This window comes from Alicyclobacillus sp. SP_1, from assembly GCF_024706985.1.
GTDB lineage: Bacteria > Bacillota > Bacilli > Alicyclobacillales > Alicyclobacillaceae > Alicyclobacillus_I.
Genome location: NZ_JAMCCX010000032.1, coordinates 1 through 19,405, shown reverse-complemented (window position 1 = coordinate 19,405; position 19,405 = coordinate 1). Strand labels below are relative to the sequence as shown.

The following is a 19,405-nucleotide window of genomic DNA, read 5'->3' as shown; positions in this document are numbered from 1 at the left end:
AAGGCAGACGGACAATGCTCATCAATCTTCCTTTTTGTCCCAAATTGAATTCGGATCGCTTAAGTTGACAGCATTGACGCGTTGCTCCCCCTCTAGGTACGCCTCGTAAGCCTCCAGCGTCTTCTCGAACGCCACCTCTCCCTGCGTGCGCACATGATGTTCTTGCATCGCTTGCAGGTAGGCATCCGCCCGAAACGGATGCGTCGGTAACAGCTCTTCGACCGATCTCACGCCGTCCCCCTCCTTTCCTTCCTTCCCGCCGGACTTCGCACAGACGCCGCGATGGTCTCCAGCGCCCGTTTCACGTGCCGATCGACCCCGAGCCAATGTTGCATCGGATCGGTCTGCTGTTCAGCGTAAAAGTCGAATCGGTCTTGATAGGCCAATCCTGCGAGCGGCAGCATCCCGAGCGTTTTCGCCAGCTGCTCAAGTTTGTGGTTGTACATCTGCATCCCAACGAGCATCCAGGTTTCCGGCCCACAGCCGAGCGGCTTTAAAATGCCGTCCATCTGCTGGTGGTACGGATATTGCACGGACATCCGGTCGCTCGCCACGCAGTAGCGATGCGTCGCACGCCGTATGCCTTCGAGCGCGAGGGCGGTATTGAGCACACTCCCGACGTCGAGGATGAGCACATCAAACGCCGTTCGCCCCACCTCCACGAGTCGACCAACCTCCTCCACCGTGAGGTCGAGCGCATGGAGGGGATTGCGAAGCCCCGGAAGATAGCGGAGGTTCCCCATCGTCATCGTGGAGGACTGCAAGACCGATGCGTGCGCAGCGTCGAGAGCAAGTCGTCCAGCGCGTGCTCTTCGTTGCGAAACACCCAGTGCCCAGCGTTGTAGGCATTGAATCCCAGCACACCAACGGAGTGGTATTGCTCCGACAGCACTCGTCCGAGCGTGAGGGACAACAACGTCGTCCCAAGTCGTGGGGTCACCCCCCACAGCGCGAGGATCGGCGTGTCGGACGTGCTCTGGGGTTCTGTCTGGAGCAGGGTCGATACGTCTTCGGGCTTGACCATCGTCATCCGATGCGCTTGCGCGAACGCCTCCCAGACCGCATCTTGTCCTTCCGTGAGCACATACACCGTAGAGTCTGGATGGGCTTGTCGCCACGCATACAACTCCTCTACGGCGACATGACGCGCATCGACCAACACTGTGTCTTCTGAGACCTCGCGAAGCGACGACACGCCACCTTTTTGCGTAAGAAACGCCTTCGAACCACTGACGATCTGCATCCGATGTTTCGCCTCCTTAGCTTCCTGAAATGAGCACCTTTTCTCCCCTCGCCACCGCTTCGGCGAGGGCAAGCATCTGATCTTGCGTCAATTTGACGTCCACCTCATTGGGAACCCCAAGGCCATTCACCGGAGCGCCCACCCCAGAGGGCCCGTGCGTCGGCGTGGCCGTGACGACTTCCCGGTTGTTCGACGTGTGCACAGACAGCACCAACACGTCGGAGAAGCTCGTCAGCGTCAGCCTCCCCGTCTTGGCGACCTGCGACGGTAAAAACGTCAAGGTCACCCGGTCACCAGCGCGAAGCGTCGGGGACACAGAGGCGATCCACGATGCGTCGAGCGGCACATCCTCCGTGCCTGGCGTTATCGCAAACGGATCGCTTTCCAAATCAGCCGTGGTGAGGACTTGTCGGGGCGTCAGCGACTCGGTCGTGTACTCGCCAAGCCACGCCTGGACGTGCGTCACAGCACCCATCGGCACGTCCGAACGCGGGAGCATTTCCTTGTGCACTTGTGCTGGACCGAGCACGTGATTGGGGGAGAGCGGCTCTGTGGCCACCCACACGGCTTCGCTGTTGAGTTTTGGGGCGACGAACTCGCTCCACACGACACTCCCCCCAATGCCCACCACAAACAACATCCCTGCCAGCGTGTATTTCACTCCGGATTTCATGTCAATCCCCCTGTTTCTTCAGACCTCTGTCCATGAGCTGTAGGGCCTCTGCCTCCGGAAGCGGCGGAGCCAGCGTGCCTTGCCATAGGGCCTTTTGCATCGCCTCAGGATGGCGATACGAGAGTCGGACAGGATGCTCAAACACATCGCTCGGATACGTGGCATCCGGCGTCCATTGGTTGAGCACCGTGACGAGCCGTTCTCCCACGCGTTCTCGCAGCGCTTGATACCGCTCACCCAGTTCCGGAATCGACAAGTAGGTAGGATCGCAATCGAGCACGCACCACACGCCATCCGCCATGTCGAGCAGCTCCTCGGTGTCACCGTCCACGACCACCACGCCGGAGCGCAAATGACGGAGCACCACCGAAACAAACTTGGTCGGCCCATCTCGGGAGGCTTGTCCGGGAGGCAACGGCATGAGGTGCAAAGCGTCTTTTTGCACCACACCCTCGACCGTACCAAACGGAGTTTCCTCCAGGGATTGCACGGCGTCCAGTCGATACCGTTCCCACATGCGCGGCCACTTGGTCGGTGCTTCGCAAAGCGTCACACGGCCCGAAGTGTACGCTCCTGCCACGGCGCTCGCTAACCATTCGGAGACCGTCGATACCCCAGCCCGAGGCCAGATGCCCGTCACCACCCAGAGCGCACTTGGCATCCGTTTCTCAGGGGATGCGACGACCACGGGCGGCCCCTCCTTGCGCGTGGGCCAACGCCATTTGCGTTTAGGCTCCTCGGTGGCTTCGACGAGCGGAGGCATCTCTGTTCGTTCGGACTCTGGCAAGTACCGTGCCACGTCCCGCGCCGATCGAGGATGCGCGAGGAGGTCTTCCAACGCTTGCAGTGAAATTTCGTTGCCGAAAAAGAGTAAATCGTACACGTGCAACCAACACAGCTGACGCTTGAACGCTTCGGTCTCGGTGTCGCTGCCCACGTAGACGATGCGCGGCCCTTGGCGCTGTACGAGGTGCAGCGTTTGCAAGAGTTCGGCACGATCGTCGGTCACCCATTCCGACAAGACGACCGTGTCGTCTTTCGTAAAGAGAGTTTCTTGGATCTGCTTGGCATACACGAGCCACACACTGCCGGGAAAGCGATCCCGCAAATCTTTCGGAAACGCAAGGTAGAGCACCCGTTGTCCCTCCTTCTCTTGGACTGTACCATGCATCGTCGCCCGTAATTCGCCATATTTACGCCAGTTTAGAGCGGGCCAAACGACTGTTGTAGCGCGGGTATCCAACGTCCGAGGATGACGGAGACGTAGTTTTCCGTTTGGCTGTTTTGCGCCACGGTGTAGCCTTCTGCGAGAGCTTCTTCTTCCGCCCCACCCCCTGCGTTGTACGCCGACAACGTTTCCTCCACGTTCTCTCCAAACTGGTGATACAGTTCGGAGAGATAGAGACTGCCAAGGAGCAGGTTCGACCCGGCCTGCGACAGATACGCCACCGCTTGGTTGCCGACCTGCACCCCATGGACGACCCATCCGGCGGCCGTCGCCGGTTCGACTTGCATGAGCCCCATCGCCCCGGCGTAGGACGTGAGAACGCCCTGGCCCTGATGTTCGCGTCCGCCCGACTCCTCGGCCATCACCCCGGCAATGAGCACGGCTGGCAAGTGACATTCCGCGGCAGCCCGCTCAATGTAAGACCGATAGCGAAGCACGTTTTGCACCACGTCGACCCTCGCAGGCGCGATGCCCGACAACGTGCCCAGTCCTTGCACGCCCCCCGGGTAATCGACCCCATCCACCATCGCTTGCACGTACGGATCGGATATCGTATCGTCCACTGCGGCGATGAGACCCGCTATCGTCTGACGGTTGATCCGGTTCTTCCTGAGCACTTCGGTGTGTCCCGATCCCAACCCGGCCGGATACGCTTTGAGCAACGCCCAGACTCTGGACCACGTGTAGGTACGCTCTGTGTTCACGAGCACAATGCGTTCGGTGAGCGTACTGTGATGCGCCTGGCCCGTTCGATGCGAGACGTAGCGGTAACGGTTGACGAGCGTCCCATCCCACAGGTCGGCCGAGACAAGCCGCGTGACCGGCGTTCGGGTCACCGACGTGTGGACTTGAACCTGGCCTTGTTTGTTTTCCGTCGTCCAGGTACGGACGGTCACATCCTCAAACGTGTGCCACACCAAGTGAGGCTGAAGAAACCGCGCGTACCGATGCGCATCGGGTGGATTCAGGTTGTTCTCCACTTTGCCAATCGCAAGAAGGACCGCCGCAGGCAGCCCTGCCTGCTCTACCTGAACCTGGGCGATTTGCGTCGCACTCAAGCCCTGTTGCCACGCATCCGCCACTTCGGTGTCGTGGGAGAGGAGCGCATGGTTCTTGGCAGCCGTGGCCGATCCGAGACGGATCGAACCGTTCGCTCCCACGGTGCCACCTCCTGTCCCTTGATAATCCCCGACTAAGAACCCCAGCAGGGACACCCCGGCGAGGACCAACAGCACGATACCGACACTGTTGCCGAGCCCTGCCGAGACGATGAGGCGTTTCACCAACCAAGGGAAGACGTCTTTGGGTTCGGTGGGGAAACGCAACCACGAAGACCACGAGATGCGCCGTTTCACAAGACACCTCTTCGAAACCAGTTCGGGTGTCGCCTTACGACGCCAACGACCCGCTCGTCGAGTTCTGTTCCCGAAACGCGCGACACATACGCCATGGTTTGCTCCCACGTCCAGGCCGGTTTGTACGTCCGTGGGCTCTGCAAGGCATCCCGTACGTCGGCCACTTTGACGACGCTCGCGACCGAGATCCCCTCTGCGGTCGTCTCGTCCACTCCCAGCACCCTCGCGAGCGCTGCGGCATACGTCGACACGCGAAGGACATGCCCGGTCGCATCCAAGCGATACTCCGCCAACATCGCCAATGGTTCAAAGAGCACGCGGTATGCACTGCAAGGAGTCCCCTCCTGAAGCACCTCTAAGCACTGTGCGGTCATCGTCCCATGCCCTCCTTCTTCCCGAAAAGCGTACCAAAATCCATTCGCAGCGTTTCGCCACGTTTTCGCCAACTTTGGCTCGACACAAAAAAGGTCCTCTCTGAGCAGAGGGCCTACCCGTCTTCCCATCGTTCGTCGAACACGGCTTGCCAAGCACGACGTCTTTTTTCGCGTGTTTTCCAGCGCCAGCGAACGTAGCGAATTTCCCGCATCAGGACCAGCGTCCACAGAAGGAGGGCGATGCGTGGCCAAGGCAGCGGAATCCAAATGAGGTAGACCAGCCACAGGGCGACGTACGCATAGCGCCAGCCGTGACCGTAGGTGAATCGGTAGTAGTCTTGCACGTGAAACCAGGAGAACTTGCCGAACATCCAACTCGACAGATACACAAGCACGGCGACAGCCGGCACAAACCCAAGCACCACCATGCCCGGCACGTACCAAGCCAGGTGTCCATGCAACCACTGAAAAGAACGAACTGGGTCCGGGATAAGCCGGTACCACCGCATCCACATCGCACTCATCGTTCTCGCTCCTTCCCCGCTTTGGCCCCGGCGATGACCCGGAAGCGACTGCGCTCGACCTGCGCCCTCTCCTCAAGGTCCGCATCGCTTGGAGGCTGTGCGTCGTTCGTCGCTTGTTCTGCCGCCGCATAGGCGTTCCACACGTCGCGATCGACACGGCGTTGATGCCTTTGCGCGCGTTCGCGTTGAAACATATCCCATTCGGCAACCGTCATCCCGTACTCAAGGCGTTCGGCCCCTTCGGTCAGCACGCCGAACCCCTGCAAGAACGGTGGGATGACGAATACGGCGAGTCCATAAATCAGAGCAAACGGAGACGCGAACAGCATGAACAAGAGCTCCGTGCCCGGATACGGCAACGCGAACCAGAGCGCATAGAACACCCCGAGCGCGAACAGCGTGGTTTTCCAGATGAACCAAACGTGTTCATCCTCCAGTTTCCACCGACTTCCGGTACGCACCATGTGCATGCCGCGTGCGGGATACCACAAAACCCAAAACAACTCCCCCGAATAAAACGCCAGGACCATCGGAGCCCACCACGCGAGTTCGCGATGCATGCGATGACACCACTGTGCGTAACTGAGTAGAAACTCGTGCATGCGAATCCTCCTCCTCGCTCTCTTCATGGTAGCACCGACCAAAGCGCCTCCGGTTCGCTTTTCGGGGCAAATTGCTCTCGTTTACCGCTTGTAGGCAACGGCGTTTCTCGCCTCTTGCAAATACGCATGCGTCCTCATTTTGTGTTGCTTGGCCGGGTCTAACACCTTAGGCATAGCCATATGTCCGTTCAAGACCATGTCTTGCGCTTTGGTATCTTGCATGGCCGGTCGATACGCTTGATAGGCTTGACGATACGCCTGTTGGACCGCCAGCGGTTGGGACGGTATCCCTTTGAGGTGTTTTCCGGCTTGCCACGCGGTTTCGGCGGCTTGTAAGGTCGTGTTCGTTTCCGTCTCGGACACCCCGTGCTCCCTCAGCGCAGAGGCATAGCTGTCACGCGCGATGCCGTAGGCGTGTTGCGCAGGCGTCGGTTGAAAGACGTTGGTCTCTGCATCGTACGTCATGGTGGGGAGCCGATGCGTCGCGTCGTTTTGCTCCAACACGGACGCAAGGTGCGTCCTCAGCGCTTGGACCTTTTGATGTCGGTGCTCGTGTTCTTGCACCTGCTTTTGCAGCGCTCCAACGACCGGAGTCGCCCCGGGCATCTTCTGTACCCTATCGTGCGAGAGTCCCCGAAGGACGTGCGGGGAGATGTGCCGATGGATGCTCCCGGCCACGCCGCCGTCGTTTTTCCAGGCCGCGTGTTGGGTGGCGACCAAGGTCCCGACGTGACTTTGCTCCACACCTTGACGCACACTGTGATGCACCTGTTGGAGCGCACCGAAGGTCCTCGACTGCATCAGAGGTTTGAGCGGATGTCGCCCGCCCCCACCGCCAGAGGCTGAAGTTTTGCTGGTTGTTCGCCCTGGCGTGCTCTTCCCGCCGGAACTCGCAGCTGCTTCCAATCCTGCGCCTTGCGCGTGCATCTGTGCTCCCGTGCCGGTCGCGTGCATCATCACCTCTTCCGCCGTTGCACCCGACTGGATGGCTCCGGCGTGGATTTCTCCACGCTCTCGGATGCTTTGTTCCGCTTTTCCTTGAAAAACTCGTCGATCGAGTGTTTTGATCCCTCGCCCGACGGTCTGTTTCGCAGCAAAGTGGGTACTGTGCACCGCTGCTTTGCCTGCCACGTCCATGGTGAGCGCGGCGCCTCCAGCCATCGCCATCATGCCCCAGCCCGTTCCGTGAGACGCGCCGATCGACGACGTACCGAAGTTTTGAGCGACGAGATCGATCAGCTTTCGCACGTAGGTCGCCGAGAGTAAGAGGCCTATCGTGCCCGACAGGGCAACAAACACATCAGACGCCGTGAGCGCTGCGCCGCTTTTTGAAGGCGACGCAACCGCCGAAGCGACGCCGTAGACGAGAGCCTGTCCAAACGGCACCGCCATCTGATAGATCCATTCCGTCCACCACATTTTCGCGATGCCACGCGTTTTGTCGTTGGCGTAAAACGCCATCGCCAGCGGGAAAAAGAGCATCCAGAGATAGAGAAAGAGGAGTCGAAACTGGTAGACAATCCAAACGACGATCGAGAGCACCGACTGAATCAGGTTGACGATGGCATTGAGCAGGGCTTGATTCCCTGCCGTACTCAGACTTGTGAAAGTTTGAATCGGATGAAGGTTGATGGCGTAGTCGCTCAAGTAGAAAAACAGCTGCGTGATAAGGACCGCAAAGTGACTGCCAACCGATATCAAGATCGCTGCGACGAAGAGATGCACCACACCTTTTTTCAGCCGCTCCCGTTGGACGGCGCTCTCTCCGGCCCCGGCGACTTGTACGACAAGAACATAGATGGCGGCTAAGAAAAACGCCCATCCGAACGCTTCAAACGCTACAGCGAACCCACGCAACACCGCCACCGAATGTCCGTCGATGAGATTGGCAAAGTTGCCCTCCCCCCAACTGGGATAGCGGTTCAGCGGTTCGAACGGGAAGAAGCCGTGCAAGATGACGTTGCCCATGGCGGTGTTGGTGAGGCCCCTGGTGCCGGTTGCCGCATTCAGGAGTCCTCCAATGCCGTCGGCGAGCGTGTTGACGATGTTGGCGAGGAGACCGGCAAACCAGTTCATCCGACCACCCACCTTTGTCGTTGACGCATGCGCTCTGCTTCACCCATCACGTGAGTCGTGTTGTACAACTCGAGTTCGTAGGCGGAGGGATTGACGATGTTCGTGAAGCGCTCGTCCCCCACGATGCACAAAGACTGACCTTTCGCGTAGAGTGCGATCATCTCAAACTCGTGCTCTTCGATGCCTGTGATGTCCAGCACGGCCTGGCGGTCGTTTTTCGCCTGTTTCAACAACACTTTGATGCTGCTGTTTTGGACAATCGCTCGACCTTGTTCGTTTTCAACAAACTTGAGAAAGTCCTGACTCGCCGCCATCGCGCTCCCGGAGTACTTTCGGAAGCGACGGTAGATGTCTTCAATCGCTGCCGCCTGATAGGACGAGTCGAGCAGTTTTTGCGCTTCGTCGATGACCACGCGCTTTCTGCGTTCGGGGTTTTTCTTCATGAATTTTTCAAGGAGCCACTCCAGGATGACGTGCATCCCCAGTTGTTTGGCCATCGACTTTTCACTGAGCCCCGAGACGTCAAAGTGGATGATCCGTTCCTTTTCGAGATCCGACATGGCCACCGTGCTGTAACCATCGAACATGCCCTCGGTCCCGCCTTCTTTGAATCGATGCAATCGCAACAGCAGATCTTTCAGTCGCCCATCCGTTTCCGACGCGGCTTCGAGCTTTTGATAAAAGTCTGAGAAGCGCGGTTGAGGTCGGTATTGATACTGTAAGATGCGGTCCCCTTTGACGTCCCGCTCGTAGCGCTTCGTCGCTTCTCTTAACGACGCCGGATCCTCGGTAAAGCCAAAGTCCCGTTCGTACATGTCCTGCAACAAACGGTTGACGATCGACGTCGTGTACGCATCGAGCGGATCGTGCGCGCCGTACAAATGCGCCATCGTCACAATCAGGCGTTCCATCTCGGAAATTTTGCCTTTCACATCCACAAAGGTGCGAAAGGATCCATCCGGCATTTTTTCCGTACCTTCGCCGATTTCAAACGGGTTGAACCGATGTTCCGAACGTTCGTGAATGCGGTACGACTTGCCGCCGAGTGCGGCCGTGAGCGCGCGATACTCGCCGTCGTAATCCAGGATGGCATGCTGCACGCCAAAGGCGGCCGACCGCGCAATGAGCGCTTTCGTTAAGAAACTCTTGCCGCCTCCCGAGGTGCCGATGACAAAGATGTTGTGGTTCACAAGATCCTTGTGCCAACAATCCAAGCGATTGAGATGACCCGTCGTCCAGTCGATGCCGATGGGCACGCCGTAGTCGTGGGAGAAGTGGGCGTTGCCAAAAGGGAACGCGTTGGCCAGTGCGGAGCCGGTCATCTCGATCGGATGGCGTAGGACGTTGAGCCCCATCGGCGCGACCGCTTTGAGGCCCAAATCGTGCTCTTTGTATGCCTCCCGGATGTAAAAACCCTCGAACCCTTTGCGCTCGATGCGCTCACAGGCCGCCTCAAACTCGTCTCGATCCGCCGAGCTGACGGTCAAGAGAATCGTGACATAAAAGAGTCGTTCGAGGCCTAACCGCAACTCCTCGCGCTCTTTCTCAAGCAGCGCATACTGCTGTTGTAAAAATGCGATGTTCTTGTTGGTCCCTGCCTTTTGCTCGGCGAGGACGTCGGATTCGATTTTGACCATCATCTTGTTTCGCTTACTCATCGCAAGCGCGGAATCGGCGGGTTCGACGTGAAGCGCTATGTGGACGTCAGCCCCGACTTGAAAGAAACCGTTCAAATACGCGAAATCGAGCCGGGAAGGCAGTGCGGTCACATAGTACGTCTTCGTGAACCCGGTCGGAGAGACGTAGACTTCGGTGTCCTGCACGTCTAACCCGTCCGCGACCGTCATGAGATCGCGCAGCGTTGGCGCATGCTCCCCAAGGACACTCGGGTCTTCAGCGATCGACCAAGCCGCTTTGGACTTTCGGAACCATCCCATGCGCTTCCCTCCCTTCGAGGTCGATCCGTTCGGAACCGACCACCTTGGGGGCATGCATGTCCCGCTGGAGTGCGTCCCGATAGCGCTGCGTAATAGCCCGCTCGCGATGCCAAAAGTTTTGGATCGCCTCGACCACTTGATGCGGACGCAAGACGTCGTAGCGGATGCCCATGTCCGACAAACCGTCTTCGACCACGCGTTGTTCGTTGTACAGTCGCTCCAACTGCGCTTCTTCGCTTTCTCCGCCGACCTTCGGCAGGACGCTCAGCACCACTAAGTTTTCGCGGTCGGTCCGAGGTTTTTGCACCTCTTCTTCCAAATGGGCCAGAAGATCGTCCGCAAACTCGGAAAACGCCGCATTCCCCACGTCGGCGACCGTCTCTGCGACTGTCTCTCGCGCGTAGCGCAGATAGTCGGTATCGTTGGCGCGCCTCGCTTGGACGGAGATCTGAAAGGGATTCTCCATGCGTTGCAGCATCCGCTTGAACGTGTCGCGAATGCGCGTCAAATCTTGTAGAGAGAGCGCAAACAAATTCACATCGCCCACACGCAGAATGCGTCGAAAGCGTCCGTCCACGCGCAGTGTGCCATCCGAAAAGAAAGACTCCAGCGGCAAGAAATCCTGGAGAGCACCGCTGCGCTTGCCAGCGGTGCGTGGTTTTTTCTGTTTTTTCAAGTCTCGGACGATCAGGATGGCCATAAGAAGGACCAACATCACCCCGATAAAGACCATCTTCATCGCCCTGCATCCTCCTCTCGGTGCACTCGAACGCGATACGAGCGGTCATAGAGGAGCACTTTGGGTCGAAACCAAAACCGCACGGCAAGCCAGACGGACTCCGCCACCGAACGACCGGATTTCGTCGTCGTCGCAAACCAAACGCCGATCGCAGCGCCGACGAACAACGCCACCCAGCGCGAGACCCCAACGAGTGGCCCCAGGCCAAAGACCAGAGCCATGGCCGGAGTCGAGACTAAGACTCCGGCAAAAAAGTGCAGCAGCTGTCGCGTACGCAATCCCGCCACGAGCGTTTCTCCTTCCGTCATGGGAACCGGCGATATCACCTCCAGCATGCGACCCCTTCTTTCTTGGATTAGAGATTGTGTCCAAAGTTAAAGAGTGCCCCAGCAAACACTCCAGCCCCTCCGAGCAACACGCCTGCGATGATGACGTACCACAGATGGGTTTTCGCTTCTTCGCGCCGTTGGGCGTGATGCGATCCGGCCATAAACCCGATGATGGCTTTATACAAGTGGAAGAGAAAAAACGCGCCCGCGATCGCCGCGATGGCGGCAAGCCCCCAAGAGACGATGCTGTTGATGATGCCGCCCAGGGAACCGGTTTTTCCGGACAGCGGATTGTTGATCGACGTTGAGGCTTCGGCTGGAACGGTCGTGAACACCATAAAGGCGACCAACGACAGCGTCAAAGCGAGTGCTTGTCGAGTCTTGCGAAGTTTCTCCATACGTACGGTCTCTCCTTATCCTTTCAGATGGTCGTTGATGGCGACCAGAACACCTGGTAGCACAATCGATGCGATAAAGCCCAAGATGGCGTAGAGGACAATGTGCGCACCGGTTCGTTTGATGCGGCTGTTGTGTCCGATGGCCCCCACCACAAAGACGAGCGCACCCACAAGTACCGCAATTTCCGAGAGAAAGTAGATCCAGCTAAAGACCGTCTGAATGAGCGTGCCGAAGCTCTGCGTGATTTGATCCAAAAACGTCATCGGATTGATCGGGTGAAACCCCAGCTTGCCAAGCGTGTTCGAGACGTTCGGCAAGGGCGACGTCGTTGCGTTGCCTGCCATCCCCAGTCCCCTTTCTCGCGACCTTATGGTCTGCCTGCCCTCCTCCCGTCGCGTTACCTAGAGCCTAGCAAACTTCGGACGACACAATCCGCCAATTTTTCGCCACATTTAAGACAGCCCGTTCTCGGTAGCGGGCGTATCCGGTATGATGAAGTCGACCATGAAAGGAGTGACGTCGATGACGATCCGCACCGAGTATCTCGACCGTGTCCAGCACGTGTATGTCGAGGACCCACACGTTGATGCAGCCTTGGCGTACGCAGAGACGATCGAAGCAACGCCGCAACACCTCACCGTCGACACGCACGAGGATCACACGGCAATGGTGGTGTACACAGAGCAAGCCGTCTACCATTTTTCGCAATTCCGCGCTGACTACATCGGACACGCATCGCGTGCTTTGGTGCGTTGTTTGGAACATTTCAAGCTTCACTTGCCGATCGAGTATGTGGTCGCCCACCAAACGTTTGCGGTGTATTACGAGGGAGGCAAAATCGTCACCCGAGACGACCGAGAATACCCGCTGGCCCCGCGCTCGGGCGTCTACGAGCTCGTAGAAAGCGTAGCATGGGCGATGTCGTCCGAGGTCCTCGATCGCGTCTATGCGTTAGCGGATGCTTACGATCTCCCACCCGTCGAACTCATCGAAAGCGCCGTGGGAACCCTAGTCACCCTCCTCGACCTTGCCAAAGCACACGACGTCTCGCCCGAGGTCCTCTTGGCCACACTCGAAGATGTTACGAACAAGAGTACGACGTCTGTACTCAGCGCCCCTTTCGACGCTTGAGATAGTCTTGCAGATCCAGGCGCTCCTTGGGTGTAAGCGTGGCTTGGATGGCCGCCGTCAGCGCCTCGCAATATCGCGCCTTCAAGCGGTCGACGGTGCGTTCGGAGGCGTGTAAAAGGAAGGCCACTTCCTTGAGCGGCTTTCGTTGAAGCCCGTGCTCTGAGAGCAGGGTCTTGAAGTCGCCGTCCTGATCGGACACCGTCTCCAAGATGCACAAAAGCTTGTCCAGAAGGCGCAGCGTCCTGAGCGATGCTTTGTCGAGCGACTTGGTAGCAACGCTAAGAGTTTTATGGTCGGCGTATATCCCCTTCACCCAAAAAAAGATGTGATGACCCAGAGAGTGCCTGCCTCTCTCCACCTTGGTCGGATGGTCGGCCCGCCTTTCTACTTCGAATTCTGGCAAGAGCCGCGTCTGCTGCATGCGCTCGACGTTGAGGAGCGGAATCCACGGTCCCTGGCGTGACGCTTGATACAACACGTGCAGCTGATCACGAAGATCTTCCCACGGATGCCCGAGAATGCGGGCCACGTCTTTCAAAAGGTCGACCACTTCCTCCGGCGACGCGTGCAGTAACAGCTTGGTCTGTTGGTCCCCGCATTGCAGGTGATAGGCATACGTGTCGGTGCCGCCCACTCTGTTCTCTTTTTCCATGGCCCTCAGTCCCCCCGTTGTCTGGTCCATACGTTGGCGCAAGAAGGCCTAGTTATTCGTCTGGAAACAGCTCGTAAAAGGCTTCATACCGTGGATCACGATCCACCCGAGTAGGGTTGGTCTTCCATCGTCGCAGCGCATGTCGACTGGGCGGCTTCGGCTTAGCCACGGGACGTTCCATATCTCGCCTTAGGCGATCGGCCATCACCGTCAGGCAATATCGGATGGGAGCGCGTAACGTCTCGCCTTGGTGGTGGCGCTCAAATTGATCCAGTGCGAGCTCTGCGCCCATACGAAGCGCCTCGACCGACAGGCCGTGATCCAGAAGCTCTGCAACAGAGGCCACCTCCTCGTTACGCCAAGGTCCAACAACGCTGCTTGTACGACGCGTGATGACTTCAGTGACGAGGTCACACGCCACGAGGAGTGAATGGGTTGATGCGTAGGCAGTAGGGCTTGGCTCAGCCTTCTCTGTTCCTTCGTCCAGAGATTCTGGGAAAACAAGGGGACAGTGCGGTTCAGGGTTTCTCAACATCCCATCGACGGGGACAAGACGCTCCAACGCATCGTTGTGTGTGTTCCCGTCCTTAAGATTCATCGTGTCTGTTGTAATCTCTGTCGTAATCTCTGGTATGGCTCTTTCATCGTCGAAGCTTTGATGTTTCGTTTTGCAATCTCCATGTTTCACAGTGGCATTCGCATGTTTCATCGTGAACCATGCATGGGTTCGTTCCATCGAGGCGTATCCGTCCAAGGTGTATCCGAGTTCCGCCAAATCCTGCACGATCTGCACGTAATTAACGCGATACTGTTTCGTCCGGTCCCACTTGTGGTCTGGGTTGGTCCGACATTGAAGGTACCCTTTCTCCACCAACACCCTCATGTGCCTTCCAATCGTGGATGGGGACAAGCCCAACATCGTCTCCTGAATCAGGTCTTGAGCTGATTTGTAAATCCAGCCGTGGGTGGGAGGCACGTTGTTCTCTTCCTGAGAACCTTCCTGAAGCAACCTCGCTGTTTCTTCTGCGAGGTATCGATCGATGTCCCGAGTACGTTCCGACCAGTAAAGGAACTGGTTGAGCAACAGTGCCTTGATGTGATCACCCGTCAGTAGACACAGTTCTTCTTTGATGACAGCGCGCATGAGTGGTCTCGATTGCGCACCCCTATAGTCCCCCATGATGGACAGCCCCTTGCTGTTTTGTGTTTTCGGATCGTGCAGGCGGTGGGGCCGTATCCCCCGGAGGTGTTTCACACTTCCGGGGGATACCGGGGTTTAAGCATTGACAAGTGATGGATGTTGCCCCAATCCGGCGCTGCGCCTGACTGTCCGATGGATCTTCTGGGAAAAAGCATAACAAGAGGGAACGGAGTGTGATTCCCGACTTTTTCTCATCTTTTTTAGGCGTCTTGGAGGAGATCGGGGGTGGGCGACGATCCCAGCACGCGAAGGACGGAGTTCCATCCCCAGGTTTGGACCGCCATTTGGCCTATTTGGCTATAGATGTCCGCAGCATATCGATACAACGTGGACTGAGAAATGTGTAAACGTTGCTCTACTTGGGAGTGATGTTCTTGTTCGAGCATGTAGGAGTCCCATAGTTGTTGGTAGGGTGGTTCCATCTGTCGCATTTGGAATTCGATTCTTTGCATCCAAGTAGGTTTCGTATCGGTTAGGGTCAAACAGATCGTGGTTTTGGACAACTGATACTCCTCTCGATACTTTTCACACAAAAGCCGACCAATACCTGCAATATCCAGGTGAAAACGGGTCTTTGGGATGACCGTCCAGCCGTTCAGAGTGGCGGTCATGCAGGCCATAAGCTCCGATGACGGTTGCAAAGGATCCCCCTCCCCTGGGCTGAGCGGGAAGATGTCGCACGAACGTCGGATCCCGTGGACGATTTGCACGGCTTGAACGAGGGCCCATATGTCTTCCGGATGGCGATGCGTATCCTCCGAAAGTTGGATGCAGAGTGAGCGATGCTTCGTGCCAACGTAGTAGTCATGATGGACTGAGTTCAACGAAATTCCTCCTACTGGGAAAAATACGGTCGATAGGTGGGATAGACCACGATCGCCACTCTTCAACATACCGTGTTTTTTTCTCCAGATAGACCAAAAAAGGAGGAATTTTAAGATCGTCGTGTCTTTTCTTCCGGGAAGAGTTTGTAAAAGTTTGCGTATCGATCGTCCTTGCCGGAGGTGTTCTCTGGCAAGGAGGCTGTAGGTCCGCTGGCTTCCGGGAAGAGCGCATAAAACGCATCATAGCGGGCATCGCGTTCAGGTTGCCGGGCTTTGTGTTTTTTAGGTGACGGTTTGGGTAAGACGGTTTTGACGGAAGAAGCTCGGACACGGCTCTTCCACCAGTCTTCGAGTACGAGGGCGATGTACGTAAAGCCGTGAATCGGCGTCTGAGGCCGTTCTTCGACGACTTTCGACGTGTTTTCGACAATCCAATCCGTCGGAATCCCTTGCTGTTGCAATTGGTCGAAAGCCGAAACGTCGCGGTTCTTGAGGTGATAAGGACGGCGTAGGCACTCGGATAAGGCGTTTTCAAGACGCGTGAGAAGGGCATTGGGCACCCATGCGTGTCTTGGTCCTTGCGGTGGAGTCTGAACCTTCTCATCGCTTTTGGATGGACGCGTGGGGGGCGCGTCAAGAGACGGAAAGGTGCGCTCGTGTGCTAAGTAGGGTCTGACCGAGTGGGTTTCCTTCAAGCGCATCGTTTCGTCCTTGGACAGGACAATCTTCGTTTCGAGGACTTGCCGAGACATGGGGGTGATGGCTTGTAGCGATACGCTCTTCGGTGAGGCCCCATCTCTCTCCCTCCTTGTAGAGGTAGTAGTAGATTTATAAGAGTTGACTGGATCAAGTTCTTTGGTCAAATTGACGGAAGGTAGGGTCATTTTGACTAAAGAACGTTTGTTCGTAGTAGGGTTCAGACGACCTCGAGCGGACGGCGTTGAGCCTGGGACAAGCAGGGTATACAAGTTGGAGGTATACCGTTGCTGTAGGCTTCCATCGGCGAAGTCCTTGACGACAAGACGCGTTTGTTTGCGCAGTAGTCCTTTGTCTTCCAAGGAGCGGATCGCCCTCTGGACGGTGGAGGGGCTGAGATGCACCAGTCGGGCCATGGTATCGTAACTCGGGAAGGCTTGATGGTCTTCGTTTTGGTGAGCGAGGAGACAAGAGTAAACCAAATACTCCGCCCCGGTCAGAGCGAAGTCCATTAAGCGCCAGAATGGGACGCGCACGTAACGGGAGGCGGAAACGTCTGTCTCAGAAGCGTTGCTAGTGGTGATCGTCATATGTTTGTCGTGAAGTCCGAAAAAGGTTGCATCGAAGACAACGACGTGGTATCCTTTTTTCGTTGGAATCAGGATACGTTACTCGGTTGCAGCCGAGTACAAACCATCGCGTCGGTGATTGCCGATGCTTTTTTTTGTCTTCACGAGTCCCTCCTTTTGGTGGTCGAATTGAAAAAGATGAGTTGGGTGGCCGGTATGCAATCTGTATTGGAAATTGTCATCATATGTGTGCAGTACATTGTGTCTAGGTCTCTGGTTAAAACGGCCTGCGGACGGAACGCATAAGGGACTGAGTATTGATGCTTAGCCGTAACGAGCTCCTGATGATTGTTTGGTTATGTTTCGTTGGTGTGAGCTCGGTACTGGGACGAATCTGTACGTTCGATATTTCAGTGAATCTTGTTGACGTGTTGTGGACAATCCAAAAGAATCCTTGGTAAGGGTCGTTGCAGTTAACGGCCATTTGTGTCGAAAGTGGATGAGTGTGTTTCAACCCCCTTGGTAGTTTGAGTTGGCAAAAGTGTGTAGGCGGTTCCTTTGATGGAAGCTTAGTATGTATTTTTGGTAAGATCAAGCTTCTAAAATGTAAAAAAAAAGAATAGATGGTACTTGGGAGCGAGGTCCCCACAATACGTCTACTCTTTTGGACTTGCTGATGAATTTAGTAGATCAAGCTATTTACCTTGATCGGCAGAATCTAAAAATGCCTTTAGTAACTGATTAATGACTCGGGTTTTGAAGCCTCTGGGTTTGCGTCGGAAGTACTTCTCCCATCGTTCGACAATGTCATTGTGTACGATGAATGTGAGCCTTGTATGGGTCTCTTCAACCGTCTTCTTTTTCGCGGTCTGCTCCTCTACCATCTTAGAGATGTGATCGGCGATGGAGACAGGGATTGAGGGTTCTTTGGACGCGTCTGTATGACTGGTACTGTTTATGTTTACATCAGCAGTTTGTTGTATATGTTTCTGAATTACGTTTACATCAGATGTTTCTTGTACAAGTTTGTTGTTTACGTTGTCATCTGATGTAATCACATTATGTGTGTCTGAGTCCGTTTGGCCTTGGCTATGGATGTCGTTTTGCATAGAGTGGATGGGGTCGGTGGATAGTAGTGTTTCCAGTAGATTTTCTGTTTTATTTTCAATATTGGTGTTCTCAAGAGACTTTTTCTGCAGTAAAGCTTGTATTTTCACTCGTTTATCGGACACGCTGTTCCAACTCCTTTGTGAAAGTGTAAAACTCGTCCATCGCGCGACGATCTTCAGCGGTACGATCTGATATCCCCGTTAGGATGAATTCCTTGATTCGATTGCGCTTTCTGATAATCGTTTCGAACACGACCTCGCCGTAATCGGCGCGGGCTTGCTCGAGAATGGAGTGGTCAATGTTAGTCCGTGTGTCTAAGAGTGTTGTGAGAATACCGGCTAGTCTCAAATCGGGATTGGTAAGACGCTGGACGTGCTGCAAGGTTTCTAAATATCGGTCGAGTGCGTCGTACGCGAAGGGTTCGCTTTGCATAACGACGACCGCATAGTCGGACGCGGTCAGTCCATTAATTGTTTGATCTCCCAAATTGGGAGGCAAGTCGATTAAAATATAGTCGTAATCATCCTTGATAACAGACAATGTTTCTTTTAGGAGTTTTGCGGGTGCTCCTCTGTATTCTTGGTAGAGGTATCTTGGGAATGTGGCTAATAGGTCCTCGGCGGGCAAGAGATGGAGTGTATCGGACAATTCCACAATGTAGGGTTTTGGATTTTTGTTGATAACGGCCTCTAAAATGGTGTTATGGGTAAAGGAGTATATGTTTTTGTTGCTCAGAAACATCGTGAGATTTCCTTGACTATCGAAGTCGACAGAGAGAACTTTGTGGTCCTTTGACAGAATCCAGCTTGTAAGAGCGACGGTCGTGGTTTTGCCGACTCCTCCCTTTTGGAGTCCAAATGAAATGACGTGGCCCAAGTGCGCTCCTCCTAATGTGAGTTTTTGTTTTGGTGGGTGATCTGACGTTGTGAGTCGCGGCATAGATGTAGTTACCAGGCGCAGTTTCCGAGCTCGTAATAGTTTTGAATTGTGCGGGTAGCTCTATTGTTCGTTGAGAGTTATTTTAGGATACGTTTATGTAAATGTAAACTATGTTTGATCATTGTCTTGTATTTCTTTTGAGTGAATGCGATGGGCATGTCTCTGATGGTCCGGGGACACCTTGGAAGAATGCAGAGAGGCTGGCAGCAGGCGGGCGGCGAGACACAGGAGTCTCGGATCCTGATAGGCAGCTGGAACGCGTAGGAGTTCTCCTGAAGCAATTGATAGCAGGTAGGGTGCTCTGTCAGGAAGCGGGAAGCGGAGCTGAGAGCGCAACACCTCTTCCCCGCCGGGCCGCCGTCCACGACATGCGACTTCTGTAGGAGTACCTCGGCTAAAGGTGGGCGGAACGCTGAGTCCTGATTGAAGTCGGCTACTCTACAGAGCTGGGGTTGGGTGGTTTGGAGATTCACGAAGGCGTGGGCAGATTGGCGCGAGTCCGTAGTTTGTCTTTGTCGGACCCACCTTCTACCGGGTTCCGTTCTGTCATGTCTTGGTGTACGGGTTGTGGTTCCTTTGGTTCCAAGCGTTTTGGCGGTCTTCTGAGTTGGTGACTACTCCGTCATGGGTTTGAACATGTTTACCGAATGCGCCGTAAAGCCCCGTGCTTCGGCACTGGGGATATAAGGCGCTCGCCGCTAGGTGAATCTTTGGTTTTTCAATCGTATTAGCACTACAACGCAGTTAGGTAATCGCATCAAGCAGAACCTTGAAGACGCCGTTTCTGGTGAGAGCGAAAAGCCT

Annotated in this window: 23 protein-coding genes; 2 read left to right on the top strand and 21 right to left on the bottom strand. The window is 55.8% G+C overall.

Annotation, left to right across the window (positions count from 1 at the left end):
* Positions 1-21 precede the first annotated feature (21 nt).
* The 15 genes from M4I36_RS10205 to M4I36_RS10135 form a co-directional block, all read right to left on the bottom strand.
* Positions 22-231 (bottom strand): hypothetical protein, encoded by a 210-nt coding sequence (locus tag M4I36_RS10205; RefSeq protein WP_258111633.1) that lies wholly within the window; start codon positions 229-231, stop codon positions 22-24.
* Positions 228-749 (bottom strand): hypothetical protein, encoded by a 522-nt coding sequence (locus M4I36_RS10200; protein WP_258111632.1) that lies wholly within the window; start codon positions 747-749, stop codon positions 228-230. The genes M4I36_RS10205 and M4I36_RS10200 overlap by 4 nt, the downstream gene beginning before the upstream one ends.
* Complete coding sequence (locus tag M4I36_RS10195) at positions 746-1,243, bottom strand: hypothetical protein (RefSeq protein ID WP_258111631.1); 498 nt, start codon at positions 1,241-1,243, stop codon at positions 746-748. Before M4I36_RS10195 ends, M4I36_RS10200 begins: the two co-directional genes overlap by 4 nt.
* Before the next feature lie 16 nt (positions 1,244-1,259).
* Entirely contained in the window at positions 1,260-1,916 is a 657-nt protein-coding gene (locus tag M4I36_RS10190; RefSeq protein ID WP_258111630.1) for an SAF domain-containing protein, read from the bottom strand.
* A gap of 1 nt (position 1,917) precedes the next feature.
* On the bottom strand, positions 1,918-3,051 hold the full coding sequence (locus M4I36_RS10185; protein WP_258111629.1) for a hypothetical protein: 1,134 nt from the start codon (positions 3,049-3,051) through the stop codon (positions 1,918-1,920).
* Between the two features lie 68 nt (positions 3,052-3,119).
* On the bottom strand, positions 3,120-4,499 hold the full coding sequence (locus M4I36_RS10180) for a transglycosylase SLT domain-containing protein (protein WP_258111628.1): 1,380 nt from the start codon (positions 4,497-4,499) through the stop codon (positions 3,120-3,122).
* The gene (locus M4I36_RS10175; RefSeq protein ID WP_258111627.1) at positions 4,496-4,873 is read right to left on the bottom strand and encodes a hypothetical protein; all 378 of its coding nucleotides are present in this window, start codon (positions 4,871-4,873) and stop codon (positions 4,496-4,498) included. Before M4I36_RS10175 ends, M4I36_RS10180 begins: the two co-directional genes overlap by 4 nt.
* A 113-nt stretch (positions 4,874-4,986) precedes the next feature.
* A complete protein-coding gene (locus tag M4I36_RS10170) occupies positions 4,987-5,397 on the bottom strand; it encodes a hypothetical protein (RefSeq protein WP_258111626.1) in 411 nt (136 codons plus the stop codon).
* Positions 5,394-5,999 carry a hypothetical protein gene (locus tag M4I36_RS10165; protein ID WP_258111625.1) on the bottom strand — a complete coding sequence of 202 codons (606 nt, stop codon included), beginning with the start codon at positions 5,997-5,999 and terminating at the stop codon, positions 5,394-5,396. The genes M4I36_RS10170 and M4I36_RS10165 overlap by 4 nt, the downstream gene beginning before the upstream one ends.
* An 81-nt stretch (positions 6,000-6,080) precedes the next feature.
* Positions 6,081-8,075: a hypothetical protein gene (locus tag M4I36_RS10160; protein ID WP_258111624.1), complete on the bottom strand. Its 1,995-nt coding sequence runs from the start codon at positions 8,073-8,075 to the stop codon at positions 6,081-6,083.
* Positions 8,072-10,012, bottom strand: a complete 1,941-nt coding sequence (locus tag M4I36_RS10155) for a VirB4 family type IV secretion system protein (protein WP_258111623.1) — start codon at positions 10,010-10,012, stop codon at positions 8,072-8,074. The genes M4I36_RS10160 and M4I36_RS10155 overlap by 4 nt, the downstream gene beginning before the upstream one ends.
* Positions 9,969-10,751, bottom strand: coding sequence for a hypothetical protein (locus tag M4I36_RS10150; protein WP_258111622.1), 783 nt, complete (start codon positions 10,749-10,751; stop codon positions 9,969-9,971). The genes M4I36_RS10155 and M4I36_RS10150 overlap by 44 nt, the downstream gene beginning before the upstream one ends.
* Positions 10,748-11,038: a hypothetical protein gene (locus M4I36_RS10145; protein ID WP_258111621.1), complete on the bottom strand. Its 291-nt coding sequence runs from the start codon at positions 11,036-11,038 to the stop codon at positions 10,748-10,750. Before M4I36_RS10145 ends, M4I36_RS10150 begins: the two co-directional genes overlap by 4 nt.
* Positions 11,039-11,106: 68 nt before the next feature.
* Positions 11,107-11,478: a hypothetical protein gene (locus M4I36_RS10140; protein WP_258111620.1), complete on the bottom strand. Its 372-nt coding sequence runs from the start codon at positions 11,476-11,478 to the stop codon at positions 11,107-11,109.
* Positions 11,479-11,493: 15 nt separating this feature from the next.
* Complete coding sequence (locus M4I36_RS10135; RefSeq protein ID WP_258111619.1) at positions 11,494-11,823, bottom strand: hypothetical protein; 330 nt, start codon at positions 11,821-11,823, stop codon at positions 11,494-11,496.
* Between the two features lie 178 nt (positions 11,824-12,001).
* On the opposite strand from M4I36_RS10135, the gene M4I36_RS10130 reads away from it, so the two are divergent.
* A complete protein-coding gene (locus M4I36_RS10130) occupies positions 12,002-12,610 on the top strand; it encodes a hypothetical protein (RefSeq protein ID WP_258111618.1) in 609 nt (202 codons plus the stop codon).
* Here M4I36_RS10130 and M4I36_RS10125 read toward each other — a convergent pair.
* The 4 genes from M4I36_RS10125 to M4I36_RS10110 all read right to left on the bottom strand — a co-directional run bounded on the left by M4I36_RS10125 (position 12,588) and on the right by M4I36_RS10110 (position 16,573).
* On the bottom strand, positions 12,588-13,262 hold the full coding sequence (locus M4I36_RS10125) for a hypothetical protein (protein WP_258111617.1): 675 nt from the start codon (positions 13,260-13,262) through the stop codon (positions 12,588-12,590). The genes M4I36_RS10130 and M4I36_RS10125 overlap by 23 nt on opposite strands.
* Before the next feature lie 52 nt (positions 13,263-13,314).
* Entirely contained in the window at positions 13,315-14,442 is a 1,128-nt protein-coding gene (locus tag M4I36_RS10120) for a helix-turn-helix domain-containing protein (protein WP_258111616.1), read from the bottom strand.
* Positions 14,443-14,663: 221 nt separating this feature from the next.
* Entirely contained in the window at positions 14,664-15,287 is a 624-nt protein-coding gene (locus tag M4I36_RS10115) for a hypothetical protein (protein WP_258111615.1), read from the bottom strand.
* 110 nt (positions 15,288-15,397) lie between these two features.
* Entirely contained in the window at positions 15,398-16,573 is a 1,176-nt protein-coding gene (locus M4I36_RS10110) for a helix-turn-helix domain-containing protein (RefSeq protein WP_258111614.1), read from the bottom strand.
* Here M4I36_RS10110 and M4I36_RS10105 point away from each other — a divergent pair, their 5' ends adjacent.
* Complete coding sequence (locus tag M4I36_RS10105) at positions 16,574-16,858, top strand: hypothetical protein (RefSeq protein ID WP_258111613.1); 285 nt, start codon at positions 16,574-16,576, stop codon at positions 16,856-16,858. It abuts the gene before it with no gap.
* A gap of 389 nt (positions 16,859-17,247) precedes the next feature.
* Here the strand turns inward: M4I36_RS10105 and M4I36_RS10100 are convergent, their stop codons facing one another.
* The gene (locus M4I36_RS10100; RefSeq protein WP_258111612.1) at positions 17,248-17,784 is read right to left on the bottom strand and encodes a hypothetical protein; all 537 of its coding nucleotides are present in this window, start codon (positions 17,782-17,784) and stop codon (positions 17,248-17,250) included.
* Entirely contained in the window at positions 17,774-18,538 is a 765-nt protein-coding gene (locus M4I36_RS10095) for a ParA family protein (RefSeq protein ID WP_258111611.1), read from the bottom strand. The genes M4I36_RS10100 and M4I36_RS10095 overlap by 11 nt, the downstream gene beginning before the upstream one ends.
* Positions 18,539-19,405 lie beyond the last annotated feature (867 nt).

Coding starts and splice junctions, on each gene's coding strand:
- M4I36_RS10200 (WP_258111632.1), bottom strand. CDS start 749: ATGACGATGGGGAACCTCCGCTATCTTCCGGGGCTTCGCAATCCCCTC.
- M4I36_RS10195 (WP_258111631.1), bottom strand. CDS start 1,243: ATGCAGATCGTCAGTGGTTCGAAGGCGTTTCTTACGCAAAAAGGTGGC.
- M4I36_RS10190 (WP_258111630.1), bottom strand. CDS start 1,916: ATGAAATCCGGAGTGAAATACACGCTGGCAGGGATGTTGTTTGTGGTG.
- M4I36_RS10175 (WP_258111627.1), bottom strand. CDS start 4,873: ATGACCGCACAGTGCTTAGAGGTGCTTCAGGAGGGGACTCCTTGCAGT.
- M4I36_RS10170 (WP_258111626.1), bottom strand. CDS start 5,397: ATGAGTGCGATGTGGATGCGGTGGTACCGGCTTATCCCGGACCCAGTT.
- M4I36_RS10165 (WP_258111625.1), bottom strand. CDS start 5,999: ATGCACGAGTTTCTACTCAGTTACGCACAGTGGTGTCATCGCATGCAT.
- M4I36_RS10160 (WP_258111624.1), bottom strand. CDS start 8,075: ATGAACTGGTTTGCCGGTCTCCTCGCCAACATCGTCAACACGCTCGCC.
- M4I36_RS10155 (WP_258111623.1), bottom strand. CDS start 10,012: ATGGGATGGTTCCGAAAGTCCAAAGCGGCTTGGTCGATCGCTGAAGAC.
- M4I36_RS10150 (WP_258111622.1), bottom strand. CDS start 10,751: ATGAAGATGGTCTTTATCGGGGTGATGTTGGTCCTTCTTATGGCCATC.
- M4I36_RS10140 (WP_258111620.1), bottom strand. CDS start 11,478: ATGGAGAAACTTCGCAAGACTCGACAAGCACTCGCTTTGACGCTGTCG.
- M4I36_RS10135 (WP_258111619.1), bottom strand. CDS start 11,823: ATGGCAGGCAACGCAACGACGTCGCCCTTGCCGAACGTCTCGAACACG.
- M4I36_RS10130 (WP_258111618.1), top strand. CDS start 12,002: ATGACGATCCGCACCGAGTATCTCGACCGTGTCCAGCACGTGTATGTC.
- M4I36_RS10125 (WP_258111617.1), bottom strand. CDS start 13,262: ATGGAAAAAGAGAACAGAGTGGGCGGCACCGACACGTATGCCTATCAC.
- M4I36_RS10120 (WP_258111616.1), bottom strand. CDS start 14,442: ATGGGGGACTATAGGGGTGCGCAATCGAGACCACTCATGCGCGCTGTC.
- M4I36_RS10110 (WP_258111614.1), bottom strand. CDS start 16,573: ATGACGATCACCACTAGCAACGCTTCTGAGACAGACGTTTCCGCCTCC.
- M4I36_RS10105 (WP_258111613.1), top strand. CDS start 16,574: ATGTTTGTCGTGAAGTCCGAAAAAGGTTGCATCGAAGACAACGACGTG.